This is a genomic window from Streptomyces sp. NPDC088747 (assembly GCF_044751025.1).
Taxonomy (GTDB): domain Bacteria; phylum Actinomycetota; class Actinomycetes; order Streptomycetales; family Streptomycetaceae; genus Streptomyces.
Window position 1 is genome coordinate 244,233 of the sequence record NZ_JBIVKZ010000011.1, and the last position, 15,911, is coordinate 260,143.

General features: G+C 70.9%; 9 protein-coding genes. 3 read left to right on the forward strand and 6 right to left on the reverse strand.

Annotated features, from left to right (window positions below; genetic code table 11):
- Positions 1-10 precede the first annotated feature (10 nt).
- Positions 11-2,989: an AAA family ATPase gene (locus tag ACIP79_RS25700; RefSeq protein WP_401226943.1), complete on the forward strand. Its 2,979-nt coding sequence runs from the start codon at positions 11-13 to the stop codon at positions 2,987-2,989.
- Positions 2,990-3,149: 160 nt separating this feature from the next.
- Here the strand turns inward: ACIP79_RS25700 and serA are convergent, their stop codons facing one another.
- The 6 genes from serA to ACIP79_RS25730 all read right to left on the reverse strand — a co-directional run bounded on the left by serA (position 3,150) and on the right by ACIP79_RS25730 (position 13,190).
- The gene (serA, locus tag ACIP79_RS25705; RefSeq protein WP_383681386.1) at positions 3,150-4,748 is read right to left on the reverse strand and encodes a phosphoglycerate dehydrogenase; all 1,599 of its coding nucleotides are present in this window, start codon (positions 4,746-4,748) and stop codon (positions 3,150-3,152) included.
- A 305-nt stretch (positions 4,749-5,053) separates the two neighbouring features.
- Positions 5,054-6,055 (reverse strand): ketol-acid reductoisomerase, encoded by a 1,002-nt coding sequence (gene ilvC, locus ACIP79_RS25710; RefSeq protein WP_383681384.1) that lies wholly within the window; start codon positions 6,053-6,055, stop codon positions 5,054-5,056.
- A 115-nt stretch (positions 6,056-6,170) separates the two neighbouring features.
- The gene (ilvN, locus tag ACIP79_RS25715; RefSeq protein ID WP_326720500.1) at positions 6,171-6,698 is read right to left on the reverse strand and encodes an acetolactate synthase small subunit; all 528 of its coding nucleotides are present in this window, start codon (positions 6,696-6,698) and stop codon (positions 6,171-6,173) included.
- A 20-nt stretch (positions 6,699-6,718) separates the two neighbouring features.
- Positions 6,719-8,590, reverse strand: coding sequence for an acetolactate synthase large subunit (locus ACIP79_RS25720; protein ID WP_401226945.1), 1,872 nt, complete (start codon positions 8,588-8,590; stop codon positions 6,719-6,721).
- A gap of 228 nt (positions 8,591-8,818) precedes the next feature.
- Positions 8,819-11,794, reverse strand: a complete 2,976-nt coding sequence (locus ACIP79_RS25725; protein ID WP_401226946.1) for a putative bifunctional diguanylate cyclase/phosphodiesterase — start codon at positions 11,792-11,794, stop codon at positions 8,819-8,821.
- Between the two features lie 442 nt (positions 11,795-12,236).
- Positions 12,237-13,190: a 2-hydroxyacid dehydrogenase gene (locus ACIP79_RS25730; RefSeq protein ID WP_401226948.1), complete on the reverse strand. Its 954-nt coding sequence runs from the start codon at positions 13,188-13,190 to the stop codon at positions 12,237-12,239.
- Between the two features lie 76 nt (positions 13,191-13,266).
- Here ACIP79_RS25730 and ACIP79_RS25735 point away from each other — a divergent pair, with 76 nt between their 5' ends.
- Complete coding sequence (locus ACIP79_RS25735; protein WP_401226950.1) at positions 13,267-14,274, forward strand: aldo/keto reductase; 1,008 nt, start codon at positions 13,267-13,269, stop codon at positions 14,272-14,274.
- 195 nt (positions 14,275-14,469) lie between these two features.
- On the forward strand, positions 14,470-15,654 hold the full coding sequence (locus ACIP79_RS25740) for a PQQ-dependent sugar dehydrogenase (protein WP_401226951.1): 1,185 nt from the start codon (positions 14,470-14,472) through the stop codon (positions 15,652-15,654).
- Positions 15,655-15,911: the final 257 nt, after the last annotated feature.

The window sequence follows — 15,911 nt, forward strand, 5'->3', positions numbered from 1 at the left end:
CCATGCCAGGATGGTCAACGTGGCACAGACATTCGGTACGCCGTTCATCGGCCGGGCAGACGAACTCGCCCGCCTCACCGGCGTGCTGACCCGCGCCAAGCAGGGCGACCCCCACGCCGTACTCCTGGCAGGCGACGCAGGCGTCGGCAAAACCCGCACACTCTCAGAAGCCGCCACCCACGCCGCGAACACCGGCATGACCGTCCTCACCGGCCACTGCGTGGACCTCGGCGACGTGGGCCTGCCCTACCTCCCGTTCACGGAGATCCTCGGCGTCCTGGCCGCGGACGACCGCTACGCCACCACGCTGGCGGCCCACCCCACGGTCAACCCCCTGCTGGGCACCGGCACCGGCCCCGACACCGGCAACCGCCTCAGCCTCTTCGAGGGCATGGCCTCGCTGCTCTCCGACATCGCCGACCTCACCCCCGTCCTCCTCATCCTCGAAGACCTCCACTGGGCCGACCAGTCCTCACGCGACCTGCTGCGCTTCCTGCTCAGCCGCGGTCTCCTGCAGAGCCCGGCCTCCGGTACCCCGCCGCACCCCCTGGCGATCTTCGCCTCCTACCGCGCGGACGACCTGCACCGCCGCCACCCCCTGCGCCCGCTGCTCGCCGAACTGGTCCGGCTGCCCGCCGTCGACCGGCTGGAGCTGCGGCCACTGCCCGACGCCGAAGTAGCCACGCTTGTACGGCAGTTGGGCACGGGCCCGCTGTCCGACACGACCGTCCGCCGGATCGTCGACCGCGCCGAGGGCAACGCCTTCTACGCGGAGGAGCTGCTCGCCGCCACCGCCGACACCCTCCCCGGCGACACCGGCTCCGCGCCCGGCGCCATGCCGAGCGGTCTGGCCGACGTACTCCTGATCCGGATCGAGCAACTCTCCGACACCGCACAGCAGGTACTGCGCACGGCGGCCGTCGCCGGACGCCGCGTCGAGCACGACCTGCTGCGAGATGCCGTACAACTGCCCGAGGACGAGCTGGAGTCGGCCCTGCGCGAGGCCGTCGGCCGGCAGTTGCTCGTCCCCGGCGACGACGGCGCGTACTCCTTCCGGCACGCCCTGACCCGGGAGGCGGTGTACGCGGACCTGCTGCCCGGGGAGCGGGTCAGACTGCACCGTACCTTCGCCAAACTCCTTGCCGGGCAGGGCCGTTCGGCCAAGAGCGCGGCGGAGCGCGCCCACCACTCGCGGGAGAGCCACGACCTCGCCGACGCGCTCGTCGCCTCGCTCGAAGCCGCCGACCACGCCCAGCGGGTCGGCGCTCCCGCCGAGGAGCTGCGCCATCTGGAGACGGCGCTGGAGCTGTGGCCCGCGGTGGACGCCGCCGCCCGCCCCGAGGGCGACGTCGACCCGGTGGCCCTGACGCTGCGCGCCTCCGCGGCGGCGGCGCACGCCGGGGAGACGCACCGGGCGGTCTCCCTCACCCGTTCCGCCCTCGCGAGAGCCGGTTCGGACGCGGACTCCGAACTCGCCGCCCGCGTCCGCTACACCCTCGCCGGCAACCTGATGCGCGTCGACAGCCTCAAGGCCGCGTTCACGTACAGCAGCGAGGCGCTCGCCCTGATCCCCGCCGAGCCCCCGTCGCGCACCTGGGTGTGGGCGGCGGCCACCCACGTCATGGCGGCGCGGCACATGGGGCAGGACCAGGACGCCGAGCGTGTCGGGCGTCAGGCGCTGCGCATCGCGGAGGAGCTGCGACTCGCGGACGCGCAGGCCGACTTGATCATCTCCCTCGTCGGCATGGAGGAGCGGAACCGGCGCACCGCCGAGGGCCGTGCGCAACTCCGCCTGGCGCGGGACCTCGCCCGGCGCGCGGGCCACGTCACGATCGAGATGCGCGCGCACTTCAACCTCGCCATCGGCTGCTACGAGTCCGGCGCTCTGGACGAGTGCCTGAGCTGGCTCTCCGAGGGACTGGAGCGCGCGAACCGCTCCGGCCTGCTCTCCGCGCCGTACGCCCTGGAGCTGCGCTACCTCCAGTCGCTGGTCCTCTACACCCTGGGCCGCTGGGACGAGTGCGCCAGGACGGCCGCCGCCGACGCCGAACGGCTGCCCGCGGCGGGCGGGTTCGCGATCGGCCCCGCGCTGTACGTCGCCCTCGCCCGCGGCGAGGAGCACGCGGCCACGCGGGCCCGCGCCCTGCTCGACGGGCCGTTCGACTGGATGGCCACGCTCGTCGCGGGCATTCTGCTGACCGACGACGCGGCCCTGCGGGGTGACGCCGAGGGCGCCGTCGCCTGTGTGCGGGCCAACCTCGCCATGCTCGCCGACGGCTCGGTCTCCGGCCGACCCGACATCGGCGTCCGGCTCTCCGCGCTGGCCCTGTCCGCCGTCGCCGACGCGGCCGTCGAGAGCCGGCTCACCGGTGACGACGCGAGCGCCCACCACTGGAGCGGCGTCGCCACCGAGCTGGTGGAGCTCGCCAGGACCACGGCGGCCAAGGGCGAGGACGGCTCCCGGCAGGGCCCGGAGGGGCTGGCCTGGCTGGCCCGCGCCGAGGCGGAGTGGCTGCGCGCGGACTCCGGCCCCGATGTCGCGGCGTGGGAGAAGGCCGTCGCCGCGTTCGGCTACGGCGACCCCTACGAACTGGCGCGCTGCGAGCGGCGCCTCGCCGAGGCCCTGCTGTCGGCGGACCGCCGCGAGGAGGCCGCCGAGCACGCGCGCGCCGCCCGCGACACCGCCGTCGCCCTCGGTGCCGTACCGCTCCGCGAGGCGGTGGACGCCCTCGTCCGGCGCGGCCGACTCGCCGAACCAGCGTCGGCCGCCGACCGCGTCGCCGCGCTTACCGCCCGCGAGAGCGACGTCCTGCGCCTCCTCGCCCGCGGTCGCACCAACCGCCAGATCGGCGAGGAACTGTTCATCAGCGGCAAGACGGCGAGCGTCCACGTGTCGAACATCCTCGCCAAACTGGGCGCCGCCGGCCGCACCGAAGCCGTCGCGATCGCCTACCGCGAGGGCCTGATCGTCCCCGAGCCGACAGCCTGAACGCAGGAAGCCGGCCGGGCTGGATGATCCAGCCCGGCCGGCGACGATGTCTTTCAGCCCGACCGGCGATGATGTCTTTCAGCCCGACCGGCGTTTGAGGACGAGGCCGTCAGGCCGAAGCGGGGGCCTGGGGGCGGCAGCCCCCAGAAGTCGGGCACCCTCAGACGAGGTTGACCGAACGAGCCGAAGTCGCTCCGATCTCCTCGGCCACCTCCGTCAGCACGTTCTGCGGGACGGTGTCGTCGACGGTGAGGACCGCGAGGGCCTCCCCGCCCGCGGCGGCACGCGCGACCTGCATACCGGCGATGTTGATGCCCGCCTCGCCGAAGATGCGGCCGACGGTGCCGACGACACCGGGACGGTCCTCGTAGCCCAGCACGACCATGTGGTCGGCGAGCGCGAGGTCCACGTCGTACTCACCGACGGCGACGATCTTCTGGAGGTTCTTGGGACCGGCCAGCGTGCCGGAGACCGAGACCTCCTGGCCGTCGCCGAGCGTGCCGCGCACGGTGACGACGTTGCGGTGGTCCGGGGACTCCGAGCTGGTGGTCAGCCGGACCTCGACGCCGCGCTCCTGCGCGAACAGCGGGGCGTTGACGTACGACACGGTCTCGTCGACGACGTCCTCGAACACGCCCTTCAGCGCACTGAGTTCGAGCACCTTGACGTCGTGCTGGGTGATCTCGCCGTACACCTCGACGTCGAGACGGACCGCGACCTCGCTGGCGAGAGCGGTGAAGATACGGCCGAGGTTCTCGGCGAGCGGCAGGCCCGGCTTGACGTCCTCGGCGATGACGCCGCCCTGGACGTTCACCGCGTCCGGGACCAGCTCACCGGCGAGCGCGAGGCGCACCGAGCGGGCGACGGAGACGCCTGCCTTCTCCTGGGCCTCGTCCGTGGAGGCGCCGAGGTGCGGGGTGCAGACGACCTCGTCGAGCTCGAACAGCGGGGAGTCCGTGCAGGGCTCCTTCGAGTACACGTCGAGGCCGGCACCCGCGACGCGGCCCTCCTTGAGCGCTGAGTACAGCGCCTCCTCGTCGACGATCCCGCCGCGCGCGGCGTTGACGATCCGCACGGTCGGCTTGACCTTGTGCAGCGCCTCGTCGCCGATGAGACCGAGCGTCTCGGGCGTCTTGGGAAGGTGCACGGTGATGAAGTCCGAGACCTCGAGCAGCTCGTCGAGGGAGAGGACCTTCACGCCCATCTGCGCGGCTCGCGCGGGCTGGATGTAGGGGTCGTACGCGACGACCTTCATGCCGAACGCGGACATGCGCTGTGCGACGAGCGCGCCGATGCGGCCGAGGCCGACGACACCGAGGGTCTTCTCGGCGAGCTCGACGCCGGTGTACTTGCTGCGCTTCCACTCGCCGTTCTTCAGCGCGGTGTTGGCCTGCGGGATGTGGCGCGCGGTGGCGAGGAGCAGGCCGCAGGCGAGCTCGGCGGCGGTCACGATGTTCGAGGTGGGGGCGTTGACGACCATCACGCCGGCCTTGGTGGCGGCGGATACGTCGACGTTGTCCAGGCCGACGCCGGCTCGTGCGACGACCCTCAGCTTCTTCGCGGCCGCGACGGCCTCCGCGTCGACCTTCGTGGCCGAACGGATCAGGATCGCGTCGACATCGGCGATGGCGGGCAGCAGTTCGGCGCGGTCCGCGCCGTTGCAGTGCCGGATCTCGAAGTCGGGGCCCAGGGCGTCGACGGTCGCGGGCGACAGCTCTTCAGCGATGAGTACGACGGGTTTCGTTGACGCAGTGCTCACGTGAGTCCTCACAGGTCCAATGCGGACGGCCGTCCCGACGGCCGCATGCGGTGGAGGGTTGTCAGCGGATCCGGGGAAGTGCACTCCCCCGGCGTCGCTTAGCCGCGTGGAAGACGCACGACGCTGTGGGCCTGACGCGTTGTTGATGTGCAGCAGTGTAGTGGCGCCGACCGAGCCGCCTCACGCCTCCGCGGAAGGATCACCCGTCCGTGGTCGGACAGGATGGACAAGGCCGTTCTTCCAAGCGTTACCGGGGGTTCGGCGAAGGGGCCGGAGCGATCCGCCCCGACCCCTTCGCGTACGGCTTACGCCTCGTCGTCGTTGACCCACGACATGAGCTTGCGGAGCTCCTTGCCGGTGGTCTCCAGCAGGGACTCGGCGTCCGCCTGCTTGTACTCGTTGTACTTCTTCAGACCGCCGTGGTACTCGGCCATCCACTCGCGCGCGAAGGTGCCGTCCTGGATCTCGGCGAGGACCTTCTTCATCTCGGCCTTGGTGGCGTCCGTGATGATGCGGGGGCCGGTGACGTAGTCGCCCCACTCGGCGGTCTCGGAGACCGACCAGCGCATCTTCTCCAGGCCGCCCTCGTACATGAGGTCGACGATGAGCTTCAGCTCGTGGAGGCACTCGAAGTACGCGATCTCCGGCTGGTAGCCGGCCTCGGTCAGCGTCTCGAAGCCCGCCTTGACCAGCGCCGCGGTGCCACCGCAGAGGACGGCCTGCTCACCGAACAGGTCGGTCTCGGTCTCCTCGGTGAAGGTCGTCTTGATGACGCCGGCGCGGGTGCCGCCGATGCCCTTCGCGTACGACAGGGTCAGCGGGAACGCCTTGCCCGTGGCGTCCTGCTCGACGGCCGCGATACACGGAACGCCGCGACCCTCCTCGTACTGGCGGCGGACCAGGTGGCCGGGGCCCTTCGGGGCGACCATGCAGACGTCGATGCCGGCCGGCGGCTTGATGAAGTCGAAGCGGATGTTCAGGCCGTGGCCGAAGAACAGCGCGTCGCCCTCGTTGAGGTTGTCCTTGATGGACTCCTCGTAGACCTGGGCCTGGATCGGGTCCGGCACCAGGATCATGATGACGTCGGCCTCGGCGGCTGCCTCGGCGGGAGTCACCACGCGCAGGCCCTGCTCCTCGGCCTTCGCCTTGGACTTGGAGCCCTCGTGCAGACCGACGCGGACGTCGACGCCGGAGTCGCGCAGCGACAGCGCGTGGGCGTGGCCCTGGCTGCCGTAGCCGATGACCGCGACCTTGCGGTTCTGGATGATGGACAGGTCGGCGTCGTCGTCGTAGAACAGCTCGGCCACTGGGGTTCTCCTTGGTGTGCGGTGTCGCGTCCCACCGTACGGCGGGCGAGGGAGGGGAAGTTTTCGGGTCTCGGTATGCGGGCGGCCGACGATCGCCGGCCGCCCGTTTCAGGCCTCAGGCAGACCGGTCCAGCGCGCGCAGGGAGCGGTCGGTGATCGAGCGCGCCCCGCGGCCGATCGCGATCGTGCCGGACTGGACGAGTTCCTTGATGCCGAACGGCTCCAGCATCTTGAGCATCGCCTCCAGCTTGTCGCTGCCGCCGGTGGCCTCGATGGTGACGGCCTCCGGGGAGACGTCCACGGTCTTGGCGCGGAACAGCTGGACGATCTCGACGATCTGGGAGCGCGTCTCGTTGTCGGCGCGCACCTTCACCAGTACGAGTTCACGCTGAACGGCGGAACCGGGCTCCAGCTCGACGATCTTCAGGACGTTGACGAGCTTGTTGAGCTGCTTGGTGACCTGTTCGAGCGGCAGGGCCTCGATCACGTTCACCACGATCGTGATGCGGGAGATCTCGGGGTGCTCGGTGACGCCGACGGCCAGCGAGTCGATGTTGAAGCCGCGCCGGGAGAACAGGGCGGTGATCCTGGCGAGGACACCGGGCTTGTTCTCGACGAGGACGGAGAGGGTGTGCTTGCTCATGGGTCTGACTCGGCTCTCTCTCAGTCGTCTTCGTTGTCGCCGAAGTCGGGGCGGACGTCCCGGGCGAACATGACCTCGTCGTTGGACGTCCCGGCGGCGACCATCGGCCACACCATCGCGTCCTCGTGGACGATGAAGTCGACCACGACCGGACGGTCGTTGACCGAGTTCGCCTCCTCGATCACCTTGTCGAGGTCGGCCGGGGACTCGCAGCGGATCGCGTAACACCCCATGGCCTCCGACAGCTTCACGAAGTCGGGGACGCGGGTGCCCGCGCTCGGCTCCTTGCCGCTGGCGTCGGGGCCCGAGTGCAGCACGGTGTTGGAGTACCGCTGGTTGTAGAAGAGGGTCTGCCACTGGCGGACCATCCCGAGGGCGCCGTTGTTGATGATGGCGACCTTGATCGGGATGTTGTTCAGGGCGCAGGTGGTGAGTTCCTGATTGGTCATCTGGAAGCAGCCGTCACCGTCGATCGCCCAGACCGTACGGTCCGGTTGGCCGGCCTTGGCGCCCATCGCGGCCGGGACCGCGTAGCCCATCGTCCCGGCGCCGCCGGAGTTCAGCCAGGTCGCGGGCTGCTCGTACTGGACGAAGTGCGCTGCCCACATCTGGTGCTGGCCGACGCCCGCCGCGAAGATCGTTCCCTCCGGGGCGAGTTGGCCGATGCGCTCGATGACCTGCTGCGGGGCGAGCGAGCCGTTGTCGGGCTGGTCGTAGCCGAGCGGGTAGGTCTCGCGCCAGCGGTTGAGGTCCTTCCACCAGGCCGCGTATTTCGGCCCGGCGGCCTCGCCGGTGTGGCCCTCGCTGTGCTCCTTCTGCACGGCCTGGATCAGGTCGGCGATGACCTCCCGGGCGTCACCGACGATCGGCACGTCGGCGGCACGGTTCTTGCCGATCTCCGCGGGGTCGATGTCGGCGTGCACGATCTTGGCGAACGGGGCGAAGCTGTCCAGCTTGCCCGTGACGCGGTCGTCGAAGCGGGCTCCGAGGGCGACGATCAGGTCGGCCTTCTGCAGCGCGGTGACGGCGGTGACCGCACCGTGCATGCCCGGCATTCCCACGTGCAGCGGGTGGCTGTCGGGGAATGCGCCGAGCGCCATCAGGGTGGTGGTGACGGGCGCTCCGGTGAGTTCGGCGAGGACCTTCAGCTCGGCGGTGGCGTTCGCCTTGAGGACGCCACCGCCGACGTAGAGGACCGGACGCTTGGCGCCGGTGATCAGCTTCGCGGCCTCGCGGATCTGCTTGGCGTGCGGCTTGGTCACCGGGCGGTAGCCGGGCAGGTCCATGGCCGGCGGCCAGGAGAAGGTGGTCCTGGCCTGGAGGATGTCCTTGGGGATGTCGACCAGGACAGGCCCCGGGCGGCCGCTGGAGGCGATGTGGAACGCCTGCGCGATCGCCTGGGGGATGTCCTCCGCCTTGGTGACCAGGAAGCTGTGCTTGGTGATCGGCATGGTGATGCCGACGATGTCCGCCTCCTGGAAGGCGTCCGTGCCGATCGCCTGGGACACGACCTGCCCGGTGATCGCGACCAGCGGCACGGAGTCCATGTGGGCGTCCGCGATCGGGGTGACCAAGTTGGTGGCGCCCGGCCCGGACGTCGCCATGCACACTCCGACCTTGCCGGTGGCCTGCGCGTAACCGGTGGCCGCGTGACCCGCGCCCTGCTCGTGCCGGACGAGCACGTGCCGCACCCGCTTGGAGTCCATGAGCGGGTCGTACGCCGGGAGGATGGTGCCGCCGGGAATGCCGAATACCGTGTCGGCCCCGACCTCCTCAAGAGAGCGGACGAGGGACTGCGCTCCCGTCACCTGCTCGGGGGCGGACTGCTGTCCTCCGGAACGGGGCCGCGGCTGCGGGTGATGGGCCCCGGTGGCCTGCTCGGTCATCGGCATTCTCTTCTCGATGCTGAGGGTTTTTGCGAAGTTTGTGCGATGTACGACTGGTGCCTGTGCAACAAAAAACCCCTCGTGCCGTGAGGCAAGCGAGGGGAGCGCGCCGGTGCGTTCACTGGGTGGTCCGGCTCTGTCGATCCGGTGGGTCCCAGCTCAGCCGACGCGCTTTCCAAGTACGAGAATTCGGGTGCGCATGGCAATGACCCTCTCCCTGGCACGCACCGACTGTCAAGTGGGTGGGACGGGAGTCTCATTATGTGAGCGCAGTGCCGTACCGCCCCCATAGACGGCGGGCACGCCACTGCGGTAGACGCCCGCGCCGCCGCCCGCGAACGCGGGTTCGACGGGCCCGTGCGGCACCGGGTAGTGGCCCATGGACAGCGCCCTGCACAGCCGGAACTCGTCCAGCGGCGCGGAGAACGCCATGCCCTGTCCATGGGTGCAGCCCATCGCGCGCAGGGCGACGACCTGCTCCGGAAGGTCCACGCCGTCGGCCACGGACTGGAGCCCGAGGTCGGTGGCGATCCGCAGCAGACCGCTGGTGATCTTGTGCAGCCGGGCCGACTCGACGACGCCTTCGACGAGGTCCCTGTCCAGTTTCAGTACGTCGACGGGGAGCCTTCTCAGTGCCGTGATGGCGGCGTAGCCACTGCCGAAGGCGTCCAGGGCGATCCGGACGCCGAGCCGGCGCAGCGCGTTCAGCCGGCGCTCCAGCTCGTCGAGGGAGGCCCGGGGGTCGGTGTCGGACAGCTCGATGATCAGCGCACCGGAGGGGAGCCCGTGCCGGGTGAGCAGGGCCTCCACGGAGCCCAGCGGCCCGGAGCGGTCCAGCAGGCGCCGGGCGTTCATCCGGACGGCGACGGGCACGACGGCGCCACCGGCGGCACGCTCGGCGGCCTGCTCGATGGCCTCCTCCAGCATCCAGCGGCCCAGCTCGGCGGTCCTGTCGCTGTCCTCGGCGACCCGCAGGAACTCCGCGGGAGTGAACAGGACGCCCTGGGAGGAGCGCCAGCGGGCCTGGGCGGTGACCGTCGTGATCCGGCCGTTGTCCAGCGAGACGACGGGCTGGTGCAGCAGGGTGAACTCGCCGTCCTGGAGGGCGGAACGCAGCCTGGTCGCGAGCTCCGCCTTGCGGACGACGTCCTGCTGCATCTGGGGCGCGTACAACTCGACGCGGCCCTTGCCGGTGGCCTTGGCGCGGTACATGGCGAGGTCGGCGTTTCTCAGCAACTCGCCCGCGCCGAGGCCTGGTTCGGCGAAGCCGACGCCGATGGAGGCGGCGACCCGGACATCGTTGCCGTCGATGGTGTAGGGCTGCGAGAGCCTGAGCCTGAGGCGGTCGGCGAGTTCGAGGATCTGGTGCTCGCGGGCGGTGCGGTCGCGGCTGCCGTCGCCGACGATGAGCGCCGCGAACTCGTCGCCGCCGAGACGGGCGGCGGTGTCGCCGTGCCGTACGGAGTCCTGGAGTCGGCGGGCGGCCTGGACGAGGAGTTCGTCACCCGCCTGGTGCCCGATGGTGTCGTTGACCGCCTTGAAGCCGTCGAGGTCGATGAAGAGGACGGCGGTGCCGCGGTCGGTGGAGCGGCGGCCCGAGAGGGCCTGCTGGACGCGCCGGGTGAACAGGGCGCGGTTGGGCAGGTCGGTGAGCGGGTCGTGTTCGGCGTTGTGCTGTAACTGCGCCTGTAGTCGCACCCGTTCGGTCACGTCACGGCTGTTGAAGATGAGGCCGCCGTGGTGTCGGTTGACGGTGGACTCCACGTTCAGCCAGCCGCCGTCGCCGGACCTGAAGCGGCACTCGATACGGGTGGTGGGCTCCTCGAAGTGACTCGCGGCCAGGAATCGGCGCACCTCGTGGACCACACAGCCGAGGTCCTCGGGGTGGATGAGCGAGGCGAGTTCGGAACCCACGAGCTCCTCGGCGTCGCAGCCGTAGACACCGGCGGCGGCCGGACTGACGTATCTCAGAATGCCGTTCGGAGCGGCGATCATGATGACGTCGCTGGAGCCCTGCACCAGGGAGCGGAAGTGGTTCTCCTTCTGGGCCAGTTCCTGGGTGAGGGTGATGTTGTCGAGGAGCATGATGCCCTGGCGGACGACGAGGGCCAGGACGACGAGACCGGCGGTGATGAGCACCACGCGGTCGACGTTGCGGCCGTTCAGGACGTTGTAGAGGATCCCCAACGTGCAGACGGCGGCGGCCAGATAGGGCGTGAGCGCGGCCAGCGATCCGGCGATGGGGCGGGTGGCCGGATACCGACCGTGGTCCCCGCCGTGTCCCGCTCCGGGGAGAGGCGGCTGCACCTGCCCTCCCGGGTGCCCCGGCCGGCTTTCCTGCCGCTGTCCCGGGATGTGCTCGCGCACCACGCGCGCGTGCCCGCCGGAGTCGTACCGCTCGACGCCCGGCTGACCGAACCGGGGGCCGACCCAGGGGGCGTAGGCGAGGAGGAGCGAGCCGGCGAACCAGCCCGCGTCCAGGAGCTGCCCCGAGCGGTAGTCGTTGTGCAGCAGGGGCGAGGTGAAGAGGGCGTCGCACATCACGGTCAGGGCGAGCGCGCCGATCGCGGTGTTCACCGCGGAGCGGTTCACCGACGAGCGCCGGAAGTGCAGGGCCAGCACCATGCTGACCAGCGCGATGTCGAGCAGTGGATACGCCAGTGAGAGCGCGGTGTGCGCGACGCTCGGTCCGTCGAACCTCGCCGCCTGGGCGAGCGCGAGACTCCACGACAGCGTGAGCAACGAGCCGCCGATGAGCCAGGAGTCGAGCGCGAGGCAGACCCAACCCGCCCTGGTCACAGGCCTCTTGGCGAGGACGAGGAGGCCCACGATGGCGGGCGGCGCGAAGCAGAGGAAGAACACGTCGGCGAAGCTGGGGCTGGGCATGGGGCGGTCGAGGACCACCTCGTACCACCCCCAGACCGCGTTGCCCAGGCATGCCATGGCGGAGGAGAGCGCGAAGAGGAGCCAGGCGGGTCGAAAGCGGCTGCGGCGGCTCTGGGCGTACCGGAAGCAGGAGACCGCGGCGGCGCCCGCCGCGGCACTCAGTCCGAAGTCGCCCATGAAGAGCGCGAGGCTCGCGGAGCCCCAGCCGAGCGCGGAACCGACGGCGTATCCCGCGCACACCAGGGCCAGTACGAGTTGGGAGACCAGGCCTGTCCCGCCTCCGAGCACCGGCCGACGGGTCAGCAGCGCTCCGGGGAAGCTCACCGGACCCACCGGGTCCGCACCCCGGGGTCCCGCTGGTCCGTGTGTGCCGGGTGCGCGTGCCTCCGGCGACCGCTGTGCCTTCGGTGGTGATGGCCGCTCTGTCCGCTGTGGCCGCACTGCCCGCGTCGCCGCACGGTCGCGCGCCAGGGTCGTCGTCGGCAGCCCCGCCGCGTCGGATCGGTGGTCCATAGGCCGTGCATCGCCCGTCGCCCCCCTCGCAGTCTCAATGTCCATCCCCGGCGCCGAACTGTGCGCGGCGCAGCCCCAGTCGGGACGATACACCAGTCTCGTCACTCAGGGACATAGTTCCTCTACGCTCCGTGACGACCAGGGAGTTTGCCGGCACTGCCCGCATTCGGAGAACTGCGGAGGGTGTCAAAAGCGGACGGCGAGCGAACGGGACATGGCCCGCGCGCCTGTCACGGAGCGGCCTGCGCGCCCGTCATGACGCGGCCCCCGCACCCGTCGTAAGGACCACGTTCCGCAGCGGCTCCCGGTTCACGAAACGATTCAACTGGGCCACCAGCAGCCGCTCGGCGCGCGGCAGGAACGCGGACGTGGGTCCGCCGACGTGGGGACTGACGAGTACGCCCGGCGCGTGCCACAACGGGTGCCCCGCGGGCAGGGGTTCGGGGTCGGTGACGTCGAGGGCGGCGGTGATGCGACCGCTCTCCAGCTCGGCGAGGAGCGCCTCGGTGTCGACGACGGGGCCGCGGGCGACGTTCACCAGGAGGGCGCCGTCCTTGAGGCGGGAGAGGAAGTCGGCGTTCACCAGGCCGCGGGTGCTGTCGTCGAGGGGCGTCGACAGGACGACGACGTCGGCCTCGGGGAGCAGGGCGGGCAGATCGGTGAGTGCGTGCACGGGACCGCGCTCCGTGGTGCGCGCGGAGCGCGCGACGCGCGCCACCCGCGCGACCTCGAAGGGAGTGAGCCGGTCCTCGATGGCAGACCCGATCGACCCGTACCCCAGGATGAGCACGGACTTGTCGGCCAGCGCGGGGCGGAACCCCGGGCTCCACTCCCCCTTCTCCTGCGCCCGCACGAAGTCGGGGATGCCCCTCAGCGAGGCGAGGATCAGCGTGAGGGCCAGTTCGCCGGTGCTTGCCTCGTGCACTCCGCGCGCGTTGCACAACTGCACGCCCGCGGGGAGGACTTCGAGGCTCGGCTGGACGTGGTCGACACCCGCGGAGAGCGTCTGCACGACCCGTAGCGAGGTCATCTCGGGCATCGGTCGCCGCGAGACGGCGGGCGGCTTCATGTAGGGCACGACATAGAACTCGCAGTCGGCCGGATCCGCGGGAAACTCCTGGTCACCGTTCCAGTAGAGGTAGTTGGGGCCCTCCGGGAGCCCGTCGATGTCCTCCGCGTGAAAGGGGAGCCATACGTCTGAAGTCATGCTCAGGAGGCTATGTCAGGCGCCGGGAGGCGCAGAGGTTAGGTTGGGGTGCCAGGAGAGGGAGGGTCACGGCCAGGTGGAGCGCAGGACGATCGGGGCGGCGGCGCTCGAGGTGGGGGCTGTCGGGCTCGGGTGCATGCCGATGAGCTGGGCCTACACGGGTTCACGGCAGCGCGGTGAGGAGTCGGTCCGCGCGGTGCACACGGCGCTCGACCGGGGAGTGACGCTGCTCGACACGGCCGACATGTACGGGCCCTTCACCAACGAGCTGCTGATCGGACGGGCCCTGAGGGAGCGGCGCTCCGAGGCCTTCCTGTCGACCAAGGTCGGCCTGCTGGTGGGCGAGCAGCACATCGTGGCCAACGGCCGTCCGGGCTACGTGAAGCGGGCGTGCGACGCGTCACTGCGCCGGCTGCAGACGGACGTGATCGATCTCTATCAGCTGCACCGGGCGGACCCCGAGGTACCGGTCGAGGAGACCTGGGGCGCGATGGCCGAGCTGGTGACCGCCGGAAAGGTGCGCTCGCTCGGGCTGTGCGCGGTGGGCGCGCGTTCAGCCCGCCGTTCGGGGGCACGGTTGCACGACGGAACGATCCGGCAGCTGGAGCGGGTGCAGCAGGTCTTCCCCGTGAGCGCCGTGGAGGCGGAGCTGTCGGTGTGGTCCACGGAGGCGCTGGACGCGCTGCTGCCGTGGTGCGCGGCGCGCGGGGTGGGCTTCCTGGCGGCGATGCCGCTGGGCAACGGCTTCCTGACCGGCACGCTGACGCCCGGCGAGGGTTTCGAGCCCGACGACGTACGCGCCCGGCACCCCCGCTTCACCGCCGAGATGATGGCCGCGAACCAGCCGATCGTCGTCGGCCTGCGCCGCGTCGCCCGGCGGCACGGCGCCCAGGAAGGGGCCGTCACACCCGCGCAGGTGGCGCTGGCGTGGGTGCTGGCCCAGGGACGGCACGTGGTGCCGGTGCCGGGGGCCAAGCGGGAGCGGTGGGTCGCGGAGAACGCGGGGGCGGCCGGGCTGGACCTGACCGCGGAGGATCTCGCCGAGGTGGCGGGGTTGCCGAGGGCTCAGGGATCCTGGGAGTGAGCAGCGTCTCCGAACCAGGCGTCGGTGGGCCCCACCTCGGTGGCACCACACGTCGGTGAGAGCCCGTGTCCTTGGAAGTACCGGGCGGACACTGGGCGGCCATGAGCACGTGGCCGGATTTGGGTGTCCGTGATCGGGAACTCGTGGGACGCGAGCGGTGTATGAACAGTAGGACCGCCGCGTCGAAGGGACCCCATGATCGTGCAGCAACGACGAGTGGTGACGGCCGTGTTGGCTGCGGCCGCGCTTGTGATGACGGCCGGCTGTTCGTCCGACGACGGAGGACCGGCCTTCGGCGGCGGCACATCGCCGAGCAGCAGCGGTGCCGGGGGTACGGAATCGGCGGCATCCCCCTCCGAGCAGGCCGCCGACGAGCCACCGCCCGACAAGGGCTCCGTGAAGGTGGTGCGCACCGTCACCGAGGATCTCGACTCCCCCTGGGGCCTGGCCCCGCTTCCCGAGGGCGACCTGCTGGTGTCCTCGCGGGACGAGGGGACGATCACGCGGGTCGACGAGGAGAGCGGCGAGAAGACGGAGCTCGGCGAGGTCTCCGGGGTGGCCCCCGAGGGCGAGGGCGGTCTCCTGGGCATCGCGCTCTCCCCCGAGTTCGCCTCGGACCACCTTGTCTACGCGTACTTCACGACGGTGTCCGACAACCGGATCGTCCGCATGCTGTACGACGAGAACAAGCCGTCCGGCGATCAGCTCGGCTCGCCGGACACGATCTTCAAGGGCATCCCCAAGGGCTACATCCACAACGGCGGCCGGATCGCCTTCGGCCCGGACAAGATGCTGTACGCGGGAGCGGGTGAGACGGGCCAGACCGGTCTTGCCCAGGACACGAAGTCGCTGGGCGGCAAGATCCTGCGGATGACTCCGGAGGGCGAACCGGCACCGGGCAATCCGTTCGCCGACTCGGTCGTCTACTCGTACGGCCATCGCAACGTCCAGGGCCTCGCCTGGGACGACAAACAGCGCCTGTGGGCCGCCGAGTTCGGCCAGGACACCTGGGACGAGCTGAACCAGATCAAGCCGGGCGGGAACTACGGCTGGCCGGTGGTCGAGGGCGAGAGCGACAACTCCAAGTACCTGAACCCGATCGCCCAATGGTCCACGGACGACGCCTCCCCCAGCGGCATCGCCTACGCGGAGGGCTCCATCTGGATGGCGGGCCTCAAGGGCGAGCGCCTGTGGCGCATCCCCCTGGACGGCACCAAGGCCTCCGCCGATCCACAGGCCTTCCTTGAGGGTGATTACGGCCGACTGCGGACCGTGGTGTCCGCGGGTGGCGGCAGACTCTGGCTGGTCACGAGCGAGACGGACGGGCGCGGCAGCCCCGAGGCCGGGGACGACCGGATCCTGGAACTGGAAGTGACGTGAGCACCCGAGCCGGGGTGGCGTGACCCAGGGGCCGCGGCCGGTGCAGTGGCACGCCGCTCAGTCCGCGGCGGTCTCGCCTGCTTCCGGCGCGGCTGCGGGCTTGCCTGCATCAGGCGCAGCGGCGGTCTCGCCTGTTTCCAGTGCGGCGGCGGTCGCACCTACTTCCGGTGCACCGGCGGGGGCACCTGATTCCGGCGCGGCTGCGGACTCGCCTGCTTCCGGCGCAGCGGCGGTCTTGCCTGTTTCCAGTGCGGCGG

What these genes read in the sequence shown, in the direction of transcription:
- ACIP79_RS25700 (WP_401226943.1), top strand. Translation starts at nt 11, where the DNA reads ATGGTCAACGTGGCACAGACATTCGGTACGCCGTTCATCGGCCGGGCA.
- ilvN (WP_326720500.1), bottom strand. Translation starts at nt 6,698, where the DNA reads ATGAGCAAGCACACCCTCTCCGTCCTCGTCGAGAACAAGCCCGGTGTC.
- ACIP79_RS25720 (WP_401226945.1), bottom strand. Translation starts at nt 8,590, where the DNA reads ATGCCGATGACCGAGCAGGCCACCGGGGCCCATCACCCGCAGCCGCGG.
- ACIP79_RS25730 (WP_401226948.1), bottom strand. Translation starts at nt 13,190, where the DNA reads ATGACTTCAGACGTATGGCTCCCCTTTCACGCGGAGGACATCGACGGG.
- ACIP79_RS25740 (WP_401226951.1), top strand. Translation starts at nt 14,470, where the DNA reads ATGATCGTGCAGCAACGACGAGTGGTGACGGCCGTGTTGGCTGCGGCC.